This is a genomic window from Pontibacter sp. LHS2 (assembly GCF_058932845.1).
This window is the reverse complement of the sequence record NZ_JBZYWG010000002.1, coordinates 670,237-692,774: the sequence shown is the minus strand read 5'-3', so window position 1 is coordinate 692,774 and position 22,538 is coordinate 670,237. Positions and strand designations below refer to the sequence as shown.

20 protein-coding genes are annotated in these 22,538 nt (G+C 48.2%); 7 read left to right on the top strand and 13 right to left on the bottom strand.

Annotation, left to right across the window (positions count from 1 at the left end):
* Positions 1-34 precede the first annotated feature (34 nt).
* Positions 35-2,146: a carboxy terminal-processing peptidase gene (locus tag AC5FX6_RS11635; protein WP_493597222.1), complete on the bottom strand. Its 2,112-nt coding sequence runs from the start codon at positions 2,144-2,146 to the stop codon at positions 35-37.
* 344 nt (positions 2,147-2,490) lie between these two features.
* Here AC5FX6_RS11635 and AC5FX6_RS11630 point away from each other — a divergent pair, with 344 nt between their 5' ends.
* On the top strand, positions 2,491-3,054 hold the full coding sequence (locus AC5FX6_RS11630; RefSeq protein WP_493597221.1) for an arylesterase: 564 nt from the start codon (positions 2,491-2,493) through the stop codon (positions 3,052-3,054).
* A gap of 43 nt (positions 3,055-3,097) precedes the next feature.
* On the opposite strand, the gene AC5FX6_RS11625 is transcribed toward AC5FX6_RS11630, so the two are convergent.
* From AC5FX6_RS11625 to AC5FX6_RS11605, 5 genes are all read right to left on the bottom strand, one after another.
* Positions 3,098-3,682: a DUF4142 domain-containing protein gene (locus AC5FX6_RS11625; RefSeq protein ID WP_493597220.1), complete on the bottom strand. Its 585-nt coding sequence runs from the start codon at positions 3,680-3,682 to the stop codon at positions 3,098-3,100.
* Positions 3,683-3,877: 195 nt separating this feature from the next.
* Positions 3,878-4,414, bottom strand: coding sequence for a hypothetical protein (locus AC5FX6_RS11620; RefSeq protein ID WP_493597219.1), 537 nt, complete (start codon positions 4,412-4,414; stop codon positions 3,878-3,880).
* Between the two features lie 208 nt (positions 4,415-4,622).
* Positions 4,623-5,219, bottom strand: coding sequence for a fasciclin domain-containing protein (locus AC5FX6_RS11615; RefSeq protein WP_493597218.1), 597 nt, complete (start codon positions 5,217-5,219; stop codon positions 4,623-4,625).
* Positions 5,220-5,468: 249 nt separating this feature from the next.
* On the bottom strand, positions 5,469-6,566 hold the full coding sequence (locus AC5FX6_RS11610) for a trypsin-like peptidase domain-containing protein (protein ID WP_493597217.1): 1,098 nt from the start codon (positions 6,564-6,566) through the stop codon (positions 5,469-5,471).
* A 51-nt stretch (positions 6,567-6,617) separates the two neighbouring features.
* Positions 6,618-7,190: an RNA polymerase sigma factor gene (locus AC5FX6_RS11605; protein WP_493597216.1), complete on the bottom strand. Its 573-nt coding sequence runs from the start codon at positions 7,188-7,190 to the stop codon at positions 6,618-6,620.
* A 99-nt stretch (positions 7,191-7,289) separates the two neighbouring features.
* On the opposite strand from AC5FX6_RS11605, the gene AC5FX6_RS11600 reads away from it, so the two are divergent.
* The gene (locus AC5FX6_RS11600) at positions 7,290-7,529 is read left to right on the top strand and encodes a hypothetical protein (RefSeq protein WP_051017693.1); all 240 of its coding nucleotides are present in this window, start codon (positions 7,290-7,292) and stop codon (positions 7,527-7,529) included.
* A gap of 169 nt (positions 7,530-7,698) precedes the next feature.
* Here AC5FX6_RS11600 and AC5FX6_RS11595 read toward each other — a convergent pair whose 3' ends face one another.
* On the bottom strand, positions 7,699-8,889 hold the full coding sequence (locus AC5FX6_RS11595) for a proline dehydrogenase family protein (protein WP_493597537.1): 1,191 nt from the start codon (positions 8,887-8,889) through the stop codon (positions 7,699-7,701).
* Between the two features lie 172 nt (positions 8,890-9,061).
* Between AC5FX6_RS11595 and AC5FX6_RS11590 the strand changes: the two genes are divergently transcribed.
* The 4 genes from AC5FX6_RS11590 (at position 9,062) to AC5FX6_RS11575 (ending at position 13,067) form a co-directional block, all read left to right on the top strand.
* Positions 9,062-10,192 (top strand): chorismate mutase, encoded by a 1,131-nt coding sequence (locus tag AC5FX6_RS11590; RefSeq protein WP_493597215.1) that lies wholly within the window; start codon positions 9,062-9,064, stop codon positions 10,190-10,192.
* A gap of 69 nt (positions 10,193-10,261) precedes the next feature.
* Positions 10,262-11,299, top strand: coding sequence for a 3-dehydroquinate synthase (gene aroB / locus AC5FX6_RS11585; protein WP_493597214.1), 1,038 nt, complete (start codon positions 10,262-10,264; stop codon positions 11,297-11,299).
* Positions 11,296-12,528 carry a 3-phosphoshikimate 1-carboxyvinyltransferase gene (locus AC5FX6_RS11580; protein ID WP_493597213.1) on the top strand — a complete coding sequence of 411 codons (1,233 nt, stop codon included), beginning with the start codon at positions 11,296-11,298 and terminating at the stop codon, positions 12,526-12,528. The genes aroB and AC5FX6_RS11580 overlap by 4 nt, the downstream gene beginning before the upstream one ends.
* 17 nt (positions 12,529-12,545) lie before the next feature.
* A complete protein-coding gene (locus AC5FX6_RS11575; RefSeq protein WP_493597212.1) occupies positions 12,546-13,067 on the top strand; it encodes a hypothetical protein in 522 nt (173 codons plus the stop codon).
* Between the two features lie 147 nt (positions 13,068-13,214).
* On the opposite strand, the gene AC5FX6_RS11570 is transcribed toward AC5FX6_RS11575, so the two are convergent.
* From AC5FX6_RS11570 to AC5FX6_RS11550, 5 genes are all read right to left on the bottom strand, one after another.
* Positions 13,215-13,985: an ABC transporter substrate-binding protein gene (locus AC5FX6_RS11570; RefSeq protein ID WP_493597536.1), complete on the bottom strand. Its 771-nt coding sequence runs from the start codon at positions 13,983-13,985 to the stop codon at positions 13,215-13,217.
* Positions 13,986-14,393: 408 nt separating this feature from the next.
* Positions 14,394-15,464: a M42 family metallopeptidase gene (locus AC5FX6_RS11565; RefSeq protein WP_493597211.1), complete on the bottom strand. Its 1,071-nt coding sequence runs from the start codon at positions 15,462-15,464 to the stop codon at positions 14,394-14,396.
* Between the two features lie 98 nt (positions 15,465-15,562).
* On the bottom strand, positions 15,563-17,122 hold the full coding sequence (locus AC5FX6_RS11560; protein ID WP_493597210.1) for an acyl-CoA carboxylase subunit beta: 1,560 nt from the start codon (positions 17,120-17,122) through the stop codon (positions 15,563-15,565).
* A 183-nt stretch (positions 17,123-17,305) separates the two neighbouring features.
* Complete coding sequence (locus AC5FX6_RS11555) at positions 17,306-19,906, bottom strand: ATP-dependent Clp protease ATP-binding subunit (RefSeq protein ID WP_493597209.1); 2,601 nt, start codon at positions 19,904-19,906, stop codon at positions 17,306-17,308.
* 117 nt (positions 19,907-20,023) lie between these two features.
* On the bottom strand, positions 20,024-20,629 hold the full coding sequence (locus AC5FX6_RS11550) for a WbqC family protein (RefSeq protein WP_493597208.1): 606 nt from the start codon (positions 20,627-20,629) through the stop codon (positions 20,024-20,026).
* Between the two features lie 126 nt (positions 20,630-20,755).
* Here AC5FX6_RS11550 and AC5FX6_RS11545 point away from each other — a divergent pair, with 126 nt between their 5' ends.
* Positions 20,756-21,646 carry a lysophospholipid acyltransferase family protein gene (locus AC5FX6_RS11545; protein ID WP_493597207.1) on the top strand — a complete coding sequence of 297 codons (891 nt, stop codon included), beginning with the start codon at positions 20,756-20,758 and terminating at the stop codon, positions 21,644-21,646.
* A 152-nt stretch (positions 21,647-21,798) separates the two neighbouring features.
* On the opposite strand, the gene AC5FX6_RS11540 is transcribed toward AC5FX6_RS11545, so the two are convergent.
* The gene (locus AC5FX6_RS11540) at positions 21,799-22,425 is read right to left on the bottom strand and encodes an L-threonylcarbamoyladenylate synthase (protein ID WP_493597206.1); all 627 of its coding nucleotides are present in this window, start codon (positions 22,423-22,425) and stop codon (positions 21,799-21,801) included.
* Positions 22,426-22,538 lie beyond the last annotated feature (113 nt).

The window sequence follows — 22,538 nt, the reverse complement described above, 5'->3', positions numbered from 1 at the left end:
TAGCCGGCTTTTTTTTATTGCCAATTGAAGGCGATTACTTCAAATCGTTCTTGATGATCGCTACTGATTCTTCTACATACACGTCCTTCTGCAGTGACTTCAGGAAGTCTTTGTTGCGGGCCATTTTGGCCGTATCGCCAGAGATGGTCTGCAGATCAGTCTTCAAACGTGACACGTTCAGCACCGGAACATTTTTCTGAGCTTCTTCTAACTGTTTGTTAGCAGCTTCGCTCTTTCTCTCTTCTTCCATGTACTTCTTCATGCTCAGTGAACGGGTTGTGATATCAGACTGCTTTTTCAGTCTTTCGCCACTTTGCTGAATTACTTTGAAACTCTCGTTTCCTGCAACACGGCTCTTGCTGTTCGCCTGTATAGCCGGAATGTTCAGCTTAGTACGTGTCCAAGGCTTGTAACGAGCTGGAGAAATTTCGTCAAACGGTAGAGCAAAATCCTGCTCTTTCTCACCAAACTCCAGGAAGCTGTAAGCGTCAGGCAGAATAATGTCAGGGGTTACACCACGTAATTGTGTAGTACCACCGTTGATGCGGTAGAACTTCTGGATTGTCAGCTTCAGCGCACCAAAAGGCTTGTACGGGTCAAACTGCGATGGCAGGGCTTCGTCAATTTCAACGAATTGCTGCACAGTGCCTTTACCGAACGTTGGCGTACCTACAATCACAGCACGCTTATAGTCCTGCATAGCTGCTGCCAGAATTTCAGAAGCCGAGGCACTGTTAGAGTTCACCATGATTACAAGCGGACCGGTATACTGCACTTCCGGGTCACGGTCATCCAACACGACAGTTTTGCCAGAGGATGTACGAACCTGCACGATCGGGCCCTGCTCAATGAACAAGCCAGCCATCTCAACAGCATCAGCTAAAGAGCCACCACCGTTGTTACGCAGGTCAAGCACAAGGCCCTGCATACCCGCCGCTTTCAATTTCTCGATTTCGGCTTTCACGTCGGCACCACTGTTACGACCGCCGTTGCGCTCAAAGTCAGCATAGAAACCAGGCAGTTTAATGTAACCGATTTTCTGCTTGTCATCGATCATGGCACTCTGCGCATAAGTCTCTTCAAACACGATCACATCCCTCACAATCGGAATGATGCGTGTGCTACCGTCTGGCTTGCGCACTGTCAGGCGAACTTCAGTGCCTTTCTTACCACGGATTAACTGGATGGCGTCATCGAGGCGCATACCTTCTACCAATACCGGATCGCCATTACCTTGCGCTACTTTCTGTATTGCATCGCCAGGTTTCAGATCGCCTTGCATATATGAAGGGCTACCAGGAACAATTTCCAAAACTTTGATCTGGCCGTCTTTCTCTTGTAAAGAGGCACCTATACCTTCCAGTCGGCCAGTGAACTCAATATCAAAGTCTTTCTTCGCTTTAGGAGGGAAATAGCCTGTGTGCGGATCGTATACATTGGCCACCGCATTGATATAGGTAGAACGGCGATCGTCGCGCGTAACTTGTGCCAAACGCTTATAAAGCTCGTTATAGGCCGTCATTACTTTCTCGCGTGCTTCAGCTTCCAGCTGCTCCGTAGTTTTACGGGTTTCCTTGCTGTCTGCGCTAGCCGTAGCTTTTTCCTGCTGCTTCTGCATTTCAGCCAGACGTACCAGTGTCTGGTACTTCAGCTGCTTTCTCCAGGCTTCTTTCAGCTCGTTCTTATCTTTAGCATATTTCAGCTTCTTACCGTCGAGCTCAATGTTTTCTTCCTTAGAGAAGTCGAAAGGCTTGGCCAGGATCTCCTTATAAAAAGCCTCAGACTCCTTTGTGCGCTTTTCAATCAGGTCAGCCGAAAGGTCAAAGAACTCAAATGAACCGGCGCGCAGTTGGTCATCCAATTGCGTTTCGTACTGGCGCAGCATGGCTACGTCAGACTCAAGCAGAAACTTCTTATTAAAGTCGAGCCGGTCCAGGTATAGCTTAAAGGCCTTTTTAGAAAAGTTATCGTCTACCTTCTCCGGTTTATAGTGCATCGTGCTCAAGCCCTGCATCAGGGCTTTGATCAGTATCTCGTTTTTTCCGGCAGGGTTACTGTTTTTGCTGTACAGGATGAAAGAGCCCGTGAGTAAGATCACGACCAGTACAGAAAGAAATATTTTTAATCTGGTTGTCAAGGATAGCATCTAATTTAGTTTGTTGGACCACATATTCTCTACGCAAAAGTAGTGCCGTAGATGAGGCCACGTGCATTTCTTTTAAGGCGAGTCCTAATGTAGTATAAATATAGCTTTATCGCAAAGCAGCGCGTCTGCTAAACAGTAAACAGGCTGCTCGCCTGGTTGTTTTACGCAAAGCCTCACTTCTTTATATAACTGTTATCCATATTTTTTCGTTTCCGAAGCATGCTTATACCTGAAGATCGAAGCCAACTATTTGTGTCATGTGCGTGGTGCAGGCACTGCCTTCGTACAACTATGACATTGACCAAAGCAGGTATGTGAATAGGTATAGCCAGGGCCAATTGACTATGAAAACAATTCTTTTTTTCGGGGATAGCTTAACGGCAGGGTATGGGTTGCCCACGGCTCAGGCCTACCCGTCGCTGATACAGCAAAAGCTGAAAGAAGAAGGATATGAGAATCATACGGTGATCAATGCAGGTATAAGCGGCGATACCACGGCGAGCGGTCTGTACCGAGTGGATCGTTGGCTTTCTGCTCCGATTGATATCTTTGTGCTGGCACTTGGGGCCAATGACGGATTGCGTGGCATACCTGCCCGCGAAACGTCTCAGAACCTGCAGCAGATCATTGACAAGGTCAAACACAAACATCCTGAAGCAAAGATTATCCTGTCAGGTATGGAGTTTCCTGACATTGTACCAGGGCGTTATGCGGCGGAGTTCAGGAAGATTTTCAGAGAACTGGCTATCAAAAATAACGTGACGTTTGTACCATTTTTGCTGGAAGGAGTGGCGGGCATGCGTCATCTTAACCTGCCGGATGGTGTGCACCCCAACGCGGAAGGGCAAAAAATACTGGCCCGCCATACCTGGACAGTACTGGAAGGCTTGCTAAAGCAGGGAGTCTAACAAAACAGGCGATGCTACCAGCATCGCCTGTTTTGTTAGATCATTAGTTCTTGTAATCCTGTCTCGAACGCATGGCGTTTTCCATCTGAGCCCGAATCTCCTTCGTTGTATTGCGCGCCCATAGATTAAAGGTCGTATTATCAGTCTCCTCTATATCCTTTACGTTATCTTCAAACTCACTGAGTGCATCTTTATGGGCATCTACTACGGTGTCCCAATAAGCACGGTCAAACTCGTCTGTGTTTTTGTCACGGAGTTCCTGCACACGTCCGGCATGGTCTTCTTCCATCTGCTGTGGCAACGTCACACTATACTGTCCTGACATCTCCTGTAGCTCGTCGAGCTTTTTAGAATACAGATCTACCATCTGCTGACCATAGTCGCGTACCTGCGCAGTCACACCTTTTTCAGAGGCCAGTTTGCCCAGCTCTACCTGCTGTGTGCTGATACTGTGTGCCTTGCCCATAAACTCGCGCTTGTTCTCGTTAAGCGTAGAGTCAGTAGCGGCGGTTGTATTCAGCTCAGTGTCTACATTAGTGGTGGTGTCAGTTTCCTGTGTATCAGAACTACAGGATGCAAAGGCAAGCGCGCCCAGTGTAAAGGTGGCTGCCATCCATAGGTTTTTCATAGTCTTATTTTCCTTTTTGTAATTTCTATATGTTTTAAGGGCATACGGAAAAACGGTAAGTATATGTTCAGTTTATTCTCTGGCTGGCAGTTTGTGCAGGGTGACGGGCACTTGCTTTGGTAGGTATAAAAAGCAAAAGCTCGACTTCTCCACAAGGGAAAAGCCAAGCCTTTGATTTCCTTAAGGCATTAAGCCTTAGTAATAAATATGCTCTCCGCGATTCTTCTGGAAATGATCCTCAAAGTAGCGGGCGTCTTCTGCTGAATGCGGCTTAAAGCCCAGCACGATATTACCTTCTTTTACGCCTTCTTCATATACCTTGGCGCGTTCTTCAGGTATACCGGCACCTACCAGCGCACCAATCAGGCCGCCTGTCAGACCACCGGCACCGGCACCAGCCAGACCAGCCGCTAGCGGACCTGCCACAACCAGACCCAGACCAGGTATAGCCACTGAAGTACCAATGGCTGCCACGGCACCCACAATAGCACCCAGCGTACCACCGATAGCGGAGCCAGCTCCGGCACCTTCCAGTGATTTATTTCCTAGTTCAGTATCACCGTCACTGTCTACTTCATCACCAAAGTGACGCTTGCGGCCCTCGTCCGACAGCACCACGTTAATATCATCTTTGTCGTATCCACGTGCACGAAGTTCTTCATAGGCGCGCTCTGCGCTGTCACGGTCTCGGAACATGGCTGTCATCATGTTCGCATTGTCATGTCTGTCCATAGCTTATTTTTTTAGTTTGTATTAGTTTGATAAAGAATGTTCGGTCTTTTTGCAGACCAGTTTATAGTAACGGCTGACCAACTCTATGGTTGCAAAAAGCGGCTTTCCGTCGTATATATATGCTATTAAATTAGCGCCCGTACTAGGCTGATAAACAAAAAAGCCTTCCTCTGCGGAAGGCTTTTTATATAGTTTGAATTTATATCAATTACTCTTCAGATACACGGTCAGCAGTTACAAGCACACGGTCTACCACGTGGATTACACCGTTGTTGGCTTCAATGTCAGACTCTACGATGTTGGCACCGCCAATGGTGAAGGCGTTAGGATTAGATCCTAGAGTACCAACCTCAATATAGTCGTCCTGACCTACCTGAATACGCTGATTTGATTCAAGCTGAGCAGTCGTTACCTTACCTGCAATAATGTGGGCCTGAAGCACCTGGATCAGTTCGTTTCTGTTTTCAGGCTTCTTTAAGTATTCCAACTGACCGGCAGGTAGTTGATTGAAAGCTTCGTTGTTTGGAGCAAAGATGGTGAACTCACCGTCTTGTTCAAACGCTCTGGAGATGTTGGCAGCTTGTACCAGTTCCATGAAAGTAGAGATATCGCTTTTGGTTCTGGCTGCGTCAAGAATAGCCATAGAGCTAGTCTCGGCGGTAGCATCCATTGTAGCAGAAGCTTCCATATTAGTAGTACCAGTGGTAGCATCAGTGCTAACTTCAGTATCCATAGTGGCATCGTTACCGGCCATAGTGGTTGTTTCGCTCATGGTTGTTGTTTCGTCCATGGCAGTAGTATCCATTGTGTCGTTGCTACTAGCGCAGCTGTATAAAAGGCCTGCGGCAAATACAGCAGCAAGAGGTTTTAGCATTCGCATTTTCATAGTTGTTACTTTATAGTTCAAGATTAAATAAATTGTACATCCTTCGTCAGAATATACATTGTTTATTTAACTGTATCTTTTTAAAAAAGTTATAAAAAAAAAGGACTATCTGTGTTTGAGTTACAGATAGTCCTTTATCATATTGTAATATAACAATAATGCGCTGCCTTAATTATAGACTTTTACGACAAAAATATAGTCCTGAAGTTTCTTAAGTTGTTGTGTGCGGGAAGTGCCGCTCAGGTTGTTCTGCTGTGGTAGTGTCACGGCAAGTCCGGCTTCTTTCTCTTTCATTTCACTCACCATCTGCAGCAGGTATGATGACTTCACTGCAAAAGCAGCGCCCTCCTGACCAGCCTGTTTGCCATTAATTACCCCAATCACATTGCCTTTCTCATCGAGCAGTGGGCCGCCGCTATTACCAGGGTTGAGCGGTATAGAGATCTGGTAAGAAGTAGTGTCGCCTTCAAAGCCGGAAGCAGAACTCAGTGAGCCTTCCCCGAATACAATGTCTTCACGTGGGAAGCCAAGGGTATACACGCGCTCTCCCAAATCAGATGAAGCAGTTTTGAAAGTATAAGGCAATTTGCTGAAGCCAGCAAAAGCAGGATCTTCTACTTTCAGGATCGACAAGTCATAATCCGTATTGCGGTGCACCTCGGTCACCTTATACTTAAGACCTGCCTTGTTTTCGATCAGGATAGAGTCAGCCCCCTGGATAACGTGCGAACTGGTAACGATGTACCCATCCGGGCTGATGACAAAGCCTGTACCGCTAAAGCGGGCAGAACGTGGGGCAGGTACGGTAACATCCGCACTGGCAATACCATTGATAATGGCACGCTGTTCTTTTTTGATTTTTTCGACTTCACGACGCAGCTCGATGTAGCGGGCGGTTTGCTGTTGTACAGGCGTTTTGATTTGCTGTACACTCCACAATGTGCCAAATACTGACAGCAGGGAAACACTGGCAGCGACAGCCATCGTCTGGGCATGCTTCTTAAAGAAGACCCTCCAGGCATTTAGCTCACTGGTGAGCGTCCCTGAACCGGTTTCCATCTCCTGGTGGATATTATTAAGCTTATGACGGAGTTGCTGGCGCTGTCCATAATGCTGCATCGACTGCAGTACCTGTCTGTGCTCCTGTACCTGGTCGGCAAGCCGCAGGTCAGTGAGCAGCAGCGCTTCAAAGGCGGCTCTCTCCTCAGCTGGCATGGTGCCGGCCAAGTAGCGCTCTATTTGCTCGTATATGCGGTAGTCAAACATGGTTATATAAAAATACCTTCCTATAAGGTGCTAAAATTCATTTTGGCTATTCTATACCTCTGGTTTATAAGAGGTGAAAAATAGCTTCTTGAGGCGTTGCAGGCACTTATACTTCTGGTTTTTGGCTGTATCCGTGTTTGTGTAGCCAAATTTCTCCACAATGTCCTGCATACCTTGTGCCCGAATATAAAAGTCTTCGAGCAGGGTACGGCAGGGCTCTCCGAGTTGCTCCAGGGCCTCTGCCATTATACCAAACTGTCTTTCATTCTCCTCGTGCTGCGGCACATCCTCCTCCAGGTTCAGGAAGTTTTCTGAATCCTCGATGCGGTTGGCGTAGCGTCCTTTCTCGGCCAGTCGCTTGAGCCAAAGCCTGCGACATACTGAGTAGAGGTAGGTCTTGATCTGGCAGCTCAGTTCCAGGCTGTTTCCTTTGATCTTCTCGTAGAAGACAATCACGCCTTCCTGATAAATGTCTTTTGCTTCATCATCAGTTCCACTGTTATTGATGATGAAATGAGATATCATTGGGAAGTGCAGCTTATACAGATGTGCGAGTGCGCGGTCATCGTCATTTCGAATCCCTTCCATGATCGCCTCATCCGTCTCATACAAACTCTTCCTCATGCCGTTCTATTTTTAATACGCCAGGCCGCTTTTTGTAACCCAACAAAAAAATAATTTAAAAAAATAAAAAATACCGGGTTACCTATCCGGGTTTCCGGTATGAAGTTCAAATTCGAAACCAAAACACTTAATCACAAACACAAAATGAAAAATTTGTTCAAATTCGCTTTCGTAGCATTCGCCCTGGTAGCTTTCACAGCTTGCAACACTGAAGAAACTGCAACTGAAACTGAAGCTGTAGAAACTGAGGTTGTTGAGACTGAAGAAGTTGTTACTGAAGAAGTTGAAGCTGACACTACTGTTGAAGTTGAAGCTGACACTACTGTAACTGTACAGTAATTAATAGCAGAACTACAGAGTATACCTTATAGTTCTAAACACATAAGAAGGCCCTGCAGCAATGCAGGGCCTTCTTATTTTTATGGCAGATTAGTTCATCATCAACTTAGGTATAGCTACAGATTTTTTGTGACTAGCCTACCATTATAAGCAGAGCGCCAGATCTTTTCTAGAAACGCTTCACCTTTTTGCGGCGCTCCATCTCTTTGCTGATCAGCCCGAACTCACGGCTGCTCTGACCGGCAATGGCTGTATTTTCGTTAGCGCGACGCAGCAGGTAAGGCATCACCGACTCTACTGGTCCGTACGGTACATACTTCGCTACATTGTATCCGGCGTAGGCCAGGTTGTAAGACAGGTTATCGCTCATGCCGAAAAGCTGGGCAAAGAACACACGTTCGTCATCAGTTGCTATACCTTTCTCCTCCATCAGTTCCATCAGCAGGTAGCAGCTGTCCTCATTATGGGTACCAGCGCAGAACGAAATGCGGTCAATGTGGTCGATGCAGAAGCGGAGTCCGTCGTTGTATAATTTGTCGGAAGCCTCTTTGGTTGGATTGATCGGGCTCGGGTAGCCTTGCTCTTCGGCACGCTTGCGTTCTTTTTCCATATAGGCACCACGCACAGGCTTTGCACCCAGTATATAGTCTTTAGCTAGGGCGTTTTCGTAATCGCGCACCAGAGCATCCAGTCGGTCGTGACGGTAAAGTTGGTACGTATTGTAAACGATGGCCTTCTTCTTATTGTAAAGCTCCATCATTTCATAGGCCAGGTTGTCGATCGTTTCCTGGAACCAGCTTTCCTCAGCATCCACAAACACGCGCACATCCGCTTCGTAGCAACGCTTGCAGATGTCATTCACACGCTGACGGCCGCGCTCAAAAGCGGCTTGCTCATCAGCTGTCATCTTTTCGCCTGCCTGCACTTTCTCCAGCAGATCTGTTCGCATTAGGCCCGTTACCTTAAACACCGTGAATGGGATGTTCCTGTTGCCACGTGCTTTTTCTACGGTGTGCAGAATCTCATCACGGGTTTCATCAAAACTTCTGTCCACACCCTCACCCTCTACAGAGTAGTCCAGGATAGTGCCGATATTGTACTTGGCCAGTTCCTGGACGGCGCGCTCCGATTCCTCAATCGTTTCGCCACCGCAGAAGTGGTTAAAAATAGTCGGCTTGATGATAAACTTAACTGGCAGGTGCAGCTTAATAGCCGTGTTCAGCAGATTGCCACCCAGTTTAACAAATTTGTTGCTGTTCATGGACTTGAACAGCAGATACATTTTATAAAGCTCAGCGTCTGACTTGGATGAAAAAGCGACAGCTGTATCGTCAAAAGAAACGTTGGTAACCGGGTTCATGTAATAGCGTGTTAATCGGCGCAAAGATAGTGTATGCGTTAAAGTTATACACTATGGACACCTGGTACTTAAGGTATATTTTTGTACTGTTTTTCAGTGCAACATTCCCTTAAACTAGATCCGCTGCATAACTGTTGTAATTGTCGTACCTTTGTATGGACAATTGACACGAATGAACTTTAAGAATAAAGACACTTATTTCTCAGATTTGCTAGCGGAACGGGGTAGACCACTGGTCATTGCCGGGCCTTGCAGCGCTGAGAGCGAACAGCAGGTGATGCAGACGGCGGAGGCTCTGAAAAAGCTGAATGTGCACCTGTTCAGGGCCGGTATCTGGAAGCCGCGTTCCCGCCCCAACACATTTGAGGGTATAGGCCTGCAGGGACTGGAATGGTTGGGCCGCGTGAAGCGCGAACTCGGTATGCGCGTAACGACCGAGGTAGCCACCGGCAGACATGTGGAAGAAGCTCTGAAGCAAGGTATAGATGTGCTGTGGATCGGTGCCAGAACTACCGTAAACCCATTTGCCGTGCAGGAAATAGCCGATGCATTGAGCGGTGTGCGAGTGCCTGTGATGGTAAAAAATCCCGTGAACCCGGATCTGGCACTGTGGATTGGAGCAATTGAACGCATTTACCAGGCAGGAATTACTGATTTGGCAGCTATTCACCGTGGTTTCTCTTCTTACCAGCCTTCCAAATACCGCAATGCCCCCGTTTGGCAGATCCCGATCGAGCTAAAGGCACGTTTTCAAAATTTGCCTGTAATCGTGGACCCAAGTCACATTGGTGGTACGCGGGAGCTGATACACCCCATTTCGCAACGGGCGCTTGACTTAGGCTATGACGGTGTCATGATTGAAACACACCCGAACCCTGCCGAAGCACTGAGCGACGCGGAACAGCAAGTGACGCCAGCGTCTCTGGCTGATATTCTGGGCAAGTTGCAGGTGCGCAAGACCAATTACGACGATGCCGAACTGGTCAACCGCGCCGAGGAGCTGCGCCTGAAGATCGATGCCGCCGACCATGACCTGATTGGTGCTTTGGCGCAACGTATGGCCTTGGTAGAGCAAATAGGAGAGTACAAAAAACAGAACAACGTGCAGGTACTGCAGCTCGAACGCTGGAAAGAAATTTTCCAAACCCGTGCTGACTGGGCCTCCGAAGCAGGTATAAACCCGGTCTTTGTGGAAGAGCTCTACAAGCTGATACATGTGGAGTCTATCCGGAAACAGACGATCATTATGCAGACCGGTAATCAGGAAGAAACACCTGAGGTCAAGCCGGAACAGGCTTCGTAAGCGTATACCTGAACATCGGTCAGCAGTCCGACGTTTTTCCTGAACCTATACCTATCAAAATAAAGTAGCGTGACTGAAAGCATATACATTGGGCGGGATGTACTGCCGCAACTGAAAGAGGTGCTGCAAAACCTTGCCTTCTCAAAAGTAGCCGTACTGGTGGACGAAAACACCTTGCATCACTGCTATCCGCAGGTAAAGCCTTATTTGCCTGAGCACGACATCATCCAGATACAGAGCGGGGAAGAAAATAAGACCCTGCAAACCTGCGAGCACATCTGGCAACGCATGACTGAGCTTAATCTGGATCGCTGGTCAGTGCTCGTGAACCTGGGTGGCGGTGTGATCGGTGATATGGGTGGCTTCTGTGCGGCCACGTTCAAGCGTGGGATGTACTTTGTGCAGGTGCCTACTACCTTGCTTGCTCAGGTAGATGCCAGCGTGGGCGGCAAAACAGGTATAGACTTCCACGGACTCAAAAACCACATCGGGGTATACAAAGAGCCGAAAGCCGTGATCATTGATCCCTCTTTTCTAAACACACTTCCGCAGCGCCAACTCAAGTCAGGCTATGCTGAGATCATCAAGCATTGGCTAATCGCCGATGCAGCTGCCTTTGAAGAACAGCGCCATGTAGGGCTTTTCACCGAAGACTGGGATGCTTTGATTCGTCATTCGGTAGGTATAAAGTCAGCCGTGGTGGAGGCCGATCCATTGGAAGGCGGCTATCGCAAGGTGCTCAATTTCGGCCATACGGTGGGTCACGCCGTAGAAAGCTACCTGATGGAGAAGCCCGGTCGTGAACTGTTGCACGGAGAGGCCATTGCGGTGGGGATGTTATGCGAGGCCTACCTGTCCATGAAGAAAGAAATGCTTAGTAAGCGAGAGCTGGACCAGATCGAGACTTTTCTGGTGTCGATCTATGAGAAGGTGAAGCTGACTGAAGAAGATATCCAGGGCATGGCCAAACTGGCCTTGCAAGACAAGAAAAATACCCGTTCCACTATCAATTGTACCCTGTTGCAAGGTATAGGCAAGGCTGTATGGGACCAGCCTGTTACTCTATCCGAAATACAGGATTCTTTGCGCTACTACCAGCTACTATGACCAAAACCGTTACTATTTCTCACCCATCGGGTGTTTTAAAAGGCCGTGTACAGTTGCCTGCCTCCAAGAGCGAAGCCAACCGTGCACTGATTATCGCAGCCCTGGCCGGTGGAGAATCCGAATTGCAGAACCTCTCCGAAGCCAATGATACCCAACTCCTGCAAAGACTTCTGAAAAGCGATGCTGAGACTATCGATGCCGAAGACGCGGGTACCGTTATGCGCTTTTTGACTGCCTATTATGCCGTGACAGGGCAGCAAAAAACGCTCACCGGAACCGAACGTATGTGCCAGCGCCCCATCAAGGTGTTGGTGGAAGCGCTGCAGGAACTGGGTGCAGGTATAGCATACCTGGGGGAGGAGGGTTATCCACCACTTAAGATCAGTGGTTTCGAAGGCAACGGCAAGAAACACCTGAAAGTGCGCAGCGATATCAGCAGCCAGTATATTTCAGCTTTGATCATGGTAGCACCTTTGCTTCCGGAAGGGTTGGAGCTAGAGCTGGAAGGTAAGATCAGCTCGCGGCCTTACATCGAAATGACTTTGGCCTTAATGAAGCACTTTGGTGTGGAGGCGAGCTTTGAAGGGAACACGATCAGGGTGCCGCACCAACCGTATCAGCCCGCTACTTTTGCAGTGGAATCGGACTGGTCGGCCGCCAGCTACTGGTATAGCATGGTAGCTTTGGCCAGGGAAGCTGACATTACCTTGCTTGGACTGCGCGAAGATTCTCACCAAGGCGACAGTGCCATTGTAGAGATCATGCGAAGGTTAGGTGTTTTCACTGAATACAAGCAGGAAGGTATACGGCTTACCAAGAAGCACTCTGAAAAACGCCTGTCTTATGACTTTAGCAACTGTCCGGATCTGGCTCAAACTATCGTGGCCCTTTGTGCCGCCACTGGTGCCACACTGGAAATGAACGGTGTAGAGAGCTTGCGCATAAAAGAAACTGACCGCATTCAGGCGCTTCAGATTGAAGTCTTAAGTATGGGTGCTTCTTTAGAGGAGAGGACCCCCGGCATTTTCCAAATGAAACCAACCCTGATGATTAACCGGGAGTTGAATTTCAGAACCTACGAAGATCATCGTATGGCCATGGCCTTTGCACCGATCGCCCTGTTGCAGCCTATTCAGATACAGGAGCCACATGTGGTACGTAAGTCATACCCACGGTTTTGGGAGGATCTGGAAAAGATGGGATTTGAGGTAAAGATGAATGGAGAATAATGAATAATAAGTGATCCATGGGAAAGCGCTATTTGTATGGTGATGCCAGCCTGATTGAGGTGTTACTTCCGCAGTTTGAACTGATGGAAACAGCTGAAGGCGGATATGCCGCTGTTTACAAAGACCCGCTGACCAATTCCTTTTGGTTGAAATATTACGCAATGGCAGCAACGCAGGGTGGTGGCTATCTCACCTTAATGCGACTGCCTGCTCCGTCCATTGAAAAGCTAATTAGCCTTGCGATCGACTCTGTTTTCGAAGACGAATCAGTCGCTGCAGTGCTACGCATGCTTGATGAAGAGTCGATTGAAAAGAAAGATTTTCGTCTGGAACTGATGGAGAAACTGGAACAGGCAGTTGAAGAGGGAACAATACAGCCATCAAGGGCGATGAAGATTATCAAATTTGCAAATCTAACTGACCCGCTGAACAAACGTGAAGTAGTTGGTAAATCACCCACGCAGGTGGAGGAAGACGCAGCTTTTTTCAGAGGTATAGCCGAAAGAGCGGATAGGTTGTTGGCACAAGTAGGGAATTAGTAAGCCTGATGAACTTTACTGTCGGGAGCAGTTATTGTAAATTTTGCAACAACTGCTTTCTGAATCAATGCTTCAGATTGAATTCGGTTTCGTAATTAAAGACTTCTCCTATACCTGATATCGCTTTCATCATGATCTCTAAAGCTTTCACCTTTGTGCTAGTTCTTTGATTATACCTTGCAAATACTCCGGTGCCTTTAGCAAGCGGCTGCCATACCAGCTAAACATCTCCCCGTCCACCACTTTTACAATTGCCTCGGGGCATATTTTCTGAAATTCCCCGAAATGTTTTTCCTGAAAAGGGTAGGGCTCTGAGGACAGCAGGATCAACTGCGGGTTAGCAGCTTGTAGTTGCTCAGACTGAATTTCCGGATAGCGTGACAGGTCCGCAAATACATTCCGAAAGCCACAGCGCAGCAGCATATGGTCAATGAAGTTATCACTGCCCACAGCCATGTAAGGTTTGCGCCAGATGAAGTAAGCAGTAGGTATAGAGGATTGCATAGGCTGCACCTTTTCAAAGCCATTGGCTATACCTGTTATGAGTTCCTGTGCTTTCGTCTCTGTGCCTGTTAGCTGACCAACCTGACTGATCATCTGCAGGGCGTCTTCCAAGGTATAGATATCACTCATCCAGACAGGATATTTCTCCTGCAAAGCAGCTATACCTTCTTCATAGTTCTCCTCTTTGTTCCCAATGATCAAATCGGGCTGTAGTTCATCAATCACATCTAGTTTAAAATTCTTGGTGCCGCCGATGATGGCTTTTTGTTTCACCTTCTCTTTAGGGTGAATGCAAAACTTGGTGACACCCACAAGGCGTTCTTCCAGTCCTAAGTCAAAAAGCAACTCAGTTTGAGAGGGCACAAGCGATACAATGCGCTGCGGGCGGTGCTGCAGCGTAACGGTACGGCCCATTTGATCGATGTAAGTCAAGCGATGAAGTATGCGTAATGATGAAAGATTTATCAGGAATATCTAGGGCTTAGAGAAGTAGAGTCTTTGACGTTCTTTAAAACCCCAGAAGAATACCTGCGCCTTGAGTACTTCTTTTATAGTTAACCCGACGGTTCTTCTGCGAAACTCAAGAATAGTGCATAAGTAGAGAAATAAACTTACAAAGATGCTTGTAGTGATCTCAGCCTCTACACTCATTTTGATGTGAAGGGTGATAGCTATCCAAGGCAGGACCATCAGGATCCAAAATATGTAGCGATTCATAGCAGGTCGAGTTAAAATACAGTTCAATATACGTAAAAGCGGGCGTAAAAAAACCACACAAGCCAGTCAGGCGCTGTGTGGTTCTCTAGGGCTAAAAGCGATTTCTTACTTCAGGTATCGGAAATCCTGCTTGTCCTCGATTTTTAGCAATGTCTCGTATATCAGTTTCGTTACGTTTTCCACATCGTCTTTGTGGACGGTCTCTACGGTAGTGTGCATATATTTCAGCGGCAAGGAGATCAAGGCTGAAGCAACACCGGCGTTAGAGTATGCAAACGCATCCGTGTCGGTTCCGGTTGCACGTGAAACGGCAGAACGCTGGAAAGGTATCTCTTTTTCCTGTGCGGTACTGATGATCAGATCGCGCACATTGTTCTGTACGGCAGGGCCATAGGCAATCACAGGACCTTTACCACAGTGGATATCGCCGCTGTTCTTTTTGTCATACATCGGTGACTGTGTATCGTGCGTTACGTCGGTGATAATGGCCACGTCTGGCTTGATGCGGTGCGCGATCATCTCAGCGCCACGAAGACCAATCTCTTCCTGCACAGCGTTCACAATGTATAGGCCAAATGGCAGCTTGTGCTTGCGCTCGTGGATCATACGGGCCACTTCCGCAATCATGAAGCCACCTACGCGGTTATCCAAGGCACGGCCTACATAGAACTTGTCGTTCATTACGGTAAACTCATCTTCAAAGGTCGCTACGCAACCCACGTGTATACCCATTTTTTCTACCTCTTCACGGTTGCTGGCGCCACAGTCCAGGAATACCGTTTCAATGGTAGGCGCTTTGTCATTTTCCACCTTACGCACGTGAATGGCCGGCCATCCGAAAACAGCTTTTACAATGCCTTTGGTGGTATAGATGTTCACTCGTTTGGATGGAGCGATCAGAGCGTCGGAGCCACCGTTACGCTTCAGGTAGATGTAGCCCTCTGGTGTGATGTAGTTCACAAACCAGGAGATCTCATCAGCATGTGCCTCAATGACTACTTTGTACTCTGCCTCGGGGTTGATTACACCCACTACAGTGCCATAAGTGTCTACAAAGTAATCTTCTATGTATGGCTTGATGTACTCCAGCCACAGTTTCTGGCCTTCAGACTCGAAGCCGGTAGGAGAGGAGTTGTTCAGGTATTTCTCTAGAAAATCGAAAGATTCTTTTCTCATTGGGTCAGTTTTCAGTAATGTATACACAATGGTTGTTAAACATAACGAGCATGTACAGCCAGATGTTCTGTGGCTGCGCATGCTCGCTACGTAACTTATTAAAGTGGAATGTTGCCGTGCTTCTTGCGTGGCAGGCTTACCGCTTTGTTTTCCAGCATTTTGAATGCTTTGATCAGCTTAGCGCGTGTTTCGCCAGGCATGATCACCTCATCGATGAAGCCACGGTGCGCGGCACGGTATGGCGTCGCGAACTTGTCTTTATACTCCTGTACCTTTTCAGCCAGTTTAGCAGCCGGATCTTCGGCTTCCGCAATCTCACGTTTGAAGATGATCTCAGCGGCTCCTTGTGCACCCATCACCGCGATTTCGGCAGTTGGCCAGGCGTAGTTCATATCGGCACCGATGTGCTTGGAGTTCATTACGTCGTAAGCGCCACCGTAGGCTTTGCGGGTGATCACCGTTATGCGCGGCACAGTGGCCTCGCAGAAGGCGTAAAGCAACTTAGCACCGTTGGTGATGATGCCCCGCCACTCCTGGTCTGTGCCCGGCAGGAAGCCTGGTACGTCTTCGAGTACCAGCAAAGGCACATTGAAGCTATCGCAGAAGCGCACAAAGCGGGCAGCCTTGGTACTGGCGTTGATGTCGAGTACGCCGGCCAGTACGGAAGGCTGGTTGCCTACTATACCGATGCTGCGGCCACCCAGACGGGCAAAACCCACCACGATGTTCTCACCGAAGTTTTTGTGCACTTCAAAGAAAGAGTCAGCGTCGATGATGCCTTCGATCACCTCACGCATATCGTAAGGCTGGTTAGGGTTTTCAGGTATAATGTTGTCAAGTACGGCACGTGTTTCGTCAGCGGCTTCCTCGTAGGGTACTGACGGAGGCAATTCCTCGCAGTTCTGCGGCACGTAGCTCAACAGCGTTTTAATGTAGTTGATACACTCCACTTCGTTGGCGCAGGAGAAGTGCGTCACACCGCTCTTGGTGCTGTGCGTGCTGGCACCACCGAGTTCTTCAGACGTAACGTTCTCGTGCGTTACTGTCTTCACCACGTTCGGGCCGGTCACAAACATGTAAGACGTGTCTTCCACCATCATGATGAAGTCAGTGATGGCAGGGGAGTACACAGCGCCACCGGCGCATGGTCCCATGATGGCCGAGATCTGAGGGATAACGCCAGACGCCAATGTATTGCGGTAGAAAATATCCGCATAACCACCCAGTGACACCACGCCTTCCTGAATACGGGCGCCACCTGAGTCGTTCAGACCGATGACAGGAGCACCGTTTTTCATGGCAAGTTCCATAATCTTCACGATCTTTTCGGCGTGGGTTTCAGAAAGCGAACCGCCCAACACTGTGAAGTCCTGCGAGAACACGTAAACGAGACGGCCGTTGATGGTGCCGTAGCCGGTCACCACGCCGTCGCCGAGGTAGTACTGCTTGTCCAGACCGAAGTCTTTGGAGCGGTGCATCACAAATTTGCCGATCTCCTCGAAAGAGTTCTCATCCATCAAAAGGTGAATGCGCTCGCGGGCCGTCAGTTTGCCTTTTTTGTGCTGTGCTTCTATTCTGTCCTGTCCGCCGCCTAGTAGTGCCTCTGCGTTTTTGCGGTCCAGCGTTTCAATCTGGCTCTGTCTGATTTCTCCTGCCATGAAATGGGGTATAGCTGTTTGATTAAATATCGATTGATTAATTGTCAAATTTAAAAACTATCAGCCGAAAACGGTTATAATAATGGTAGATTTTGAATCTATATCGGTGTAAATCTTTCAGATAAGGGCAAAAAATAAGGGCTGCCCATTGTTGGACAGCCCTTATATGGCAGGTCTTATACCTTATTTGTCAGTTTTCTCACCGTCACCGGAAGACTTGGTTGGCTCTGTTTCTTCCTCACCATCATCCAAAGCGCTCTTGTTCTTTTTACCGTTGCTCTTCTTTGATGTGAAAGTCAGTTTTTCTTCACCTTCCTTAAAGTCTACCATCATGGTGTCGCCTTGTGCGATTTCGGCTTTCAGTATCTCTTCCGCAATCGGATCTTCGATATATTTCTGAATAGCACGGTTTAGCGGACGGGCACCATACTTCGGATCGTAGCCTTTCTCAGCCACAAAATCCTTGGCTTTGTCAGTAAGTTCAATCTTATAGCCAAGTGCATCAATGCGCTTGAACAGCTTGCCAAGTGACAGTTCGATGATCTTGTGCATGTCCTCACGACCAAGTGAGTTGAACACAACCACATCATCCAGACGGTTCAGGAACTCAGGCGAGAAGGTTTTCTTCAACGCGCTGGCTATGGTACCTTTCATGATGTCGTCTACGTTCTCCTGCTTGCTCTTCGACATGAAACCGATACCGGCGCCGAAGTCCTGCAGGTCACGAGCACCAATGTTGGATGTCATGATGATGATCGTGTTACGGAAGTCCACCTTGCGGCCCAGACCGTCCGTCAAAATACCATCGTCCAGCACCTGTAGCAACAGGTTATATACATCCGGGTGCGCTTTCTCGATCTCGTCGAGGAGTACTACTGAGTATGGCTTGCGACGGATCTTCTCTGTCAGCTGACCACCCTCTTCGTAACCCACGTAGCCTGGAGGCGCTCCCACCAAGCGAGATACGCTGAATTTCTCCATGTACTCACTCATGTCGATACGTACCAAGGCGTCATCCTTGTCGAATAGGTACGTAGCGAGCACTTTGGCAAGCTCCGTTTTACCTACACCAGTCGGGCCCAGGAACACGAACGAACCAATTGGCTTTTTCGGATCTTTCAGACCTACGCGTGTACGCTGGATGGCTTTCACCAATTGCTTGATGGCTTTCTCCTGACCGATTACTTTTCCGCTCAGTTCTTCTGCCATGTTCAGCAACTTCACACCTTCGTTCTGTGCAATACGCTTCACCGGTATACCTGTCATCATGGCAATAACCTCTGCCACATTTTCCTCTTTTACCGTGTAGCGCTTCTTCTTGGTCTCTTCTTCCCAGCTCTTTTTAGCTGCTTCGAGTTGATCAATCAGTTTTTTCTCTTTGTCACGCAGTTGAGCAGCCTCTTCGTATTTCTGGCTTTTCACTACGCGGTTTTTCTCTACCTTGATGTTCTCGATCTGCTCTTCAAGCTTCAGAATATCTTCAGGTACCACGATGTTGTTGATGTGCACACGCGCACCAGCCTCATCCAAAATATCGATCGCCTTGTCCGGAAGGAAACGGTCGCTCATGTAGCGGTCCGAAAGCTTCACACAAGCCTCAATAGCCTTATCGGTATAGTTCACATGGTGGTGATCCTGGTACTTGTCTTTGATGTTGTGCAGGATCTCCATCGTCTCCTCCGGTGTGGTAGGATCTACCATCACGATCTGGAAACGACGGGCCAACGCACCATCTTTCTCAATGTACTGACGGTACTCGTCAAGCGTGGTTGCTCCAATGCATTGGATCTCACCACGGGCCAGGGCCGGCTTGAACATGTTGGAGGCATCCAGCGAACCGGAAGCGCCACCAGCACCTACAATCGTGTGCAGCTCGTCAATGAACAGGATCACGTCCGGAGACTTCTCAAGCTCGTTCATAACGGCTTTCATGCGCTCCTCGAACTGACCACGGTACTTTGTACCAGCTACCAGAGAGGCCAGGTCAAGGGTCACCACACGCTTGTTGAAGAGCACGCGGCTTACCTTTTTCTGTACGATGCGCAGCGCAAGGCCTTCAGCAATAGCTGTTTTACCAACGCCCGGCTCACCAATCAGGATCGGGTTGTTCTTCTTACGGCGGCTCAGTACCTGTGCCACACGTTCGATTTCTTTCTCACGACCCACAATCGGGTCGAGTTTGTCGTCTTCTGCCAGTTTGGTCAGGTCGCGGCCAAAGTTGTCGAGCACCGGAGTGCGCGATTTTTCGCCCGGCTTCTTGCTCGAGCTGCTGCCAGCGCGGGAAGAAGAACCAAATAACTTGTCAGAATCATCACTGTCGTCTGTGTCAGACGATGCCAGTGGATTATTGCTATGATAATCCAGGGAGTCTCTTATCGCTTCGTAGTTCACGTTGAATTTCGCTAAGATTTGTGAAGAAATATTGTCTTCATCCCGAAGGATGGATAATAAGAGGTGTTCAGTACCTATTATATCACTTTTGAAGATTTTGGCCTCCAGATAAGTAATCTTAAGCACCTTCTCGGTTTGCTTGGTAAGCGGAATACTGCCTGTGATATTGCTGTTTTGTGAAGCAGTGTTTCGTGTAGCTTGCTCTAAAGCGTACTTCAGTTCATCTATCGAAACGCCCAGCTTCTTCAGCAAGGCAATGGCAGTACCTTCTCCTTCCCGGATCATGCCCAGCACCAAATGCTCGGTGCCTATGTAGTCATGCCCAAGACGGATAGCTTCCTCACGGCTGAGTGAGATAACCTCTTTCACTCTGTTTGAGAATTTAGCTTCCATGTATACTCTATAAAAAAAATGTAAAGGTCTAAAAATGTTGTAACTGGTTGAAGCTAACAGGATAAGCCTCTGTTTTTAACAAGTCCTGCAGTACAAAGGTTTAGTTTTGCAGTGGCATTATTGTAAGTAGGAAAGCGACTTCGGACCCTGTGTAAACAACAAGTCAATTATACTAAGGTCTTGTACAAATTGTTTGCCAAATACTTGAGTATAGGGTTGTACGTACAAGTTGTCAGGAATGATTTTAGGATGTATCCTATTTCTGAGGTCGAGCACCCCCGCTGGCTGCTCTGTTTGGTAACTGTCTGTGAACCCGATTCGCCGATCCAGTTTCAGAAATTTAAGATAAAGCCGCAAAAAATCAACGTTCAGGTCAAATAAATATTTCGGCTGTCGCTCATATACCTCCCGGATGTAGTCGCTGTAAAATTCAAAATACGGTGCCCGACCGTAGGCAGCCTGTATTGTGCGCCAATGCACGTTGTACCATTTCTGGGTATAGTCGATCTCTATTTCAGTGATCCGTGTCTTGTCTTTGCTATTGCCCCGCAGCACCGGCACACTGAGCGGCACCATCCCTTGTGTTGTGAGCACGTGGCAACGGTTGCGGTAGCTCTGCTTTACGTAATTCTCGTGTTTTTCTAGCAGCAAGCCATCAGCCCGGAGCACTTCCGCAAAGTACTGGACGGGCGGGTGGTACATTATTTCTGTGAGGAGGAGCAAATCAGTAAGAGAGTTAAAAAGTTTGAAGGCGTCTATCTTATACCTGGGATACGGTGCGAAATAAGCACGATTTCTTTAATTTCATAATGCAAGTATAGCTCGTACCTTTGCAGGCGATCTATACCTGTGAAGAAATCTCCAAACATACCTGCGTTATACTACCCGCTTTGGCTGCTGCTTAAAGGCCTGTCTTTGCTGCCGCTGCCTGTACTATACCTACTCGCTGACTTTTTGTTTGTGCTAGTGTATTATGTGGTCGGCTACCGCAAAAAAGTAGTGCTCCAAAACCTGCGCAATTCCTTCCCTGAAAAGTCAGAGCAGGAAATACAAGGTATAGCCAGGGCTTTCTACCGTCAGTTCCCGGACTTGATCGTGGAAATCATAAGACTCGCCTCGATGGATGAAGCTGAAATGCGCCACCGTATTGTGTTTTCTAACCAGGAGGTACTCGACGATTTCGTAAAGCAAGGCAAAACGGTCATCACAATGGGCGCTCACTCCGGCAACTGGGAATGGGTCTTGCCGGCAGGGGCAGTTCAATTTGGGTTTCCGGCGGAAGGCGTATACAAGCGGATCAAAAATCCCTTCTTCGAAGAGTTCATGCTATACCTGCGTGGTCGTCTTGGTGCCCGCCTGATCGAAATGAAAGACACCATGCGCGACTTTGTGCGAAACAGAAAGACGCCACGAGTGGTAGCCATGCTCTCAGATCAAACGCCCCCTTACGGCGAGATACAGTTCTGGACGACTTTCCTCAACCAGGATACCCCATTCTTTGTGGGAGCCGAGAAACTGGCCCATGCTTTTGGATGTCCGGTTCTCTTTCTGGATGTAGCTCGCATCAAGCGTGGCCATTATCGCCTCACTTTTGAAGTACTCTCCGACGGTAGCACTAAAGCCGAAGACGGCACATTCCCCATCACCGAAGCTTTCGCGCGAACATTGGAATCATCTATCCGCCGCAATCCCGCCGACTACCTCTGGACCCATAAGCGGTGGAAACATAAGAGAGTTTAGGAGTTAGAGAGTTTGGGAGTCTAGGAAGTGTAAATTTTGAAAGAAACGATTTTTCTATTCACCTCTCTATCATAGATTCAGACCTTTAGGGCCGTTTCCAACTACCTCTTAACTCTTGCTTTCCAAACTCTTAAACTCCCAAATTCCTAAACTTAAAGGAATTCCTCAATATCACCAGCGCCTTCTCGTAGTACTTCGAAGTTATTAGCAGCATCTACTACAGTAGACGCTACGTTATTGCCCGGGCCACCATCGATCACGGCGTCCACCAGGTTTCGGTATTTCTCATAGATCAGTTCCGGATCCGTGCTGTACTCAAGTACTTCGTCTTCGTCGCGGATGGAGGTGGAGAGAATCGGGTTGCCGAGCTCCTGCACCAGCATCAGGGCAATCTTGTTGTCAGGGACGCGTATACCAACCGTTTTCTTTTTGCTGCCGGCATAGCGCGGCACACGGCTGCTGGCGTCGAGTACGAAAGTGAATGGACCGGGCAGCGCCTTTTTCATCACCTTGTAAGTAGGCGTGTCGATTTTGGCATAGTCGGAGATGTGTGTCAGGTCAGAGCAGATAAATGAGAGGTTTACCTTATCGGGTTTCACACCTTTGATCTGGCAGACCCGCTCGACCGCTCTTGTGTTGTGGATGTCACAGCCAAGGCCGTAAATGGTGTCGGTCGGGTAGATGATAATGCCGCCGTTGCGGAGAATTTCGACGGCTTCCTGTATCTTTTTCGGCTGTGGATTTTCCGGATGTATCTGGAGAAAAGCAGCGTTGGGCATAGTTTTGTTTTGTAAGGTTGAGTAGTAGGTATGGCATACTGATTAAAAGCTCACTGCGTTGCAGGTATAGCCTTGCAGGCTGATAAATAGCTTGTTTAGAAGAGATGCCGTTT

What these genes read in the sequence shown, in the direction of transcription:
- AC5FX6_RS11635 (WP_493597222.1), bottom strand. Translation starts at nt 2,146, where the DNA reads ATGCTATCCTTGACAACCAGATTAAAAATATTTCTTTCTGTACTGGTC.
- AC5FX6_RS11630 (WP_493597221.1), top strand. Translation starts at nt 2,491, where the DNA reads ATGAAAACAATTCTTTTTTTCGGGGATAGCTTAACGGCAGGGTATGGG.
- AC5FX6_RS11625 (WP_493597220.1), bottom strand. Translation starts at nt 3,682, where the DNA reads ATGAAAAACCTATGGATGGCAGCCACCTTTACACTGGGCGCGCTTGCC.
- AC5FX6_RS11620 (WP_493597219.1), bottom strand. Translation starts at nt 4,414, where the DNA reads ATGGACAGACATGACAATGCGAACATGATGACAGCCATGTTCCGAGAC.
- AC5FX6_RS11615 (WP_493597218.1), bottom strand. Translation starts at nt 5,219, where the DNA reads ATGGATACTACTGCCATGGACGAAACAACAACCATGAGCGAAACAACC.
- AC5FX6_RS11610 (WP_493597217.1), bottom strand. Translation starts at nt 6,566, where the DNA reads ATGTTTGACTACCGCATATACGAGCAAATAGAGCGCTACTTGGCCGGC.
- AC5FX6_RS11605 (WP_493597216.1), bottom strand. Translation starts at nt 7,190, where the DNA reads ATGAGGAAGAGTTTGTATGAGACGGATGAGGCGATCATGGAAGGGATT.
- AC5FX6_RS11600 (WP_051017693.1), top strand. Translation starts at nt 7,290, where the DNA reads ATGAAGTTCAAATTCGAAACCAAAACACTTAATCACAAACACAAAATG.
- AC5FX6_RS11595 (WP_493597537.1), bottom strand. Translation starts at nt 8,889, where the DNA reads ATGAACCCGGTTACCAACGTTTCTTTTGACGATACAGCTGTCGCTTTT.
- AC5FX6_RS11590 (WP_493597215.1), top strand. Translation starts at nt 9,062, where the DNA reads ATGAACTTTAAGAATAAAGACACTTATTTCTCAGATTTGCTAGCGGAA.
- AC5FX6_RS11580 (WP_493597213.1), top strand. Translation starts at nt 11,296, where the DNA reads ATGACCAAAACCGTTACTATTTCTCACCCATCGGGTGTTTTAAAAGGC.
- AC5FX6_RS11575 (WP_493597212.1), top strand. Translation starts at nt 12,546, where the DNA reads ATGGGAAAGCGCTATTTGTATGGTGATGCCAGCCTGATTGAGGTGTTA.
- AC5FX6_RS11570 (WP_493597536.1), bottom strand. Translation starts at nt 13,985, where the DNA reads ATGGGCCGTACCGTTACGCTGCAGCACCGCCCGCAGCGCATTGTATCG.
- AC5FX6_RS11565 (WP_493597211.1), bottom strand. Translation starts at nt 15,464, where the DNA reads ATGAGAAAAGAATCTTTCGATTTTCTAGAGAAATACCTGAACAACTCC.
- AC5FX6_RS11560 (WP_493597210.1), bottom strand. Translation starts at nt 17,122, where the DNA reads ATGGCAGGAGAAATCAGACAGAGCCAGATTGAAACGCTGGACCGCAAA.
- AC5FX6_RS11555 (WP_493597209.1), bottom strand. Translation starts at nt 19,906, where the DNA reads ATGGAAGCTAAATTCTCAAACAGAGTGAAAGAGGTTATCTCACTCAGC.
- AC5FX6_RS11540 (WP_493597206.1), bottom strand. Translation starts at nt 22,425, where the DNA reads ATGCCCAACGCTGCTTTTCTCCAGATACATCCGGAAAATCCACAGCCG.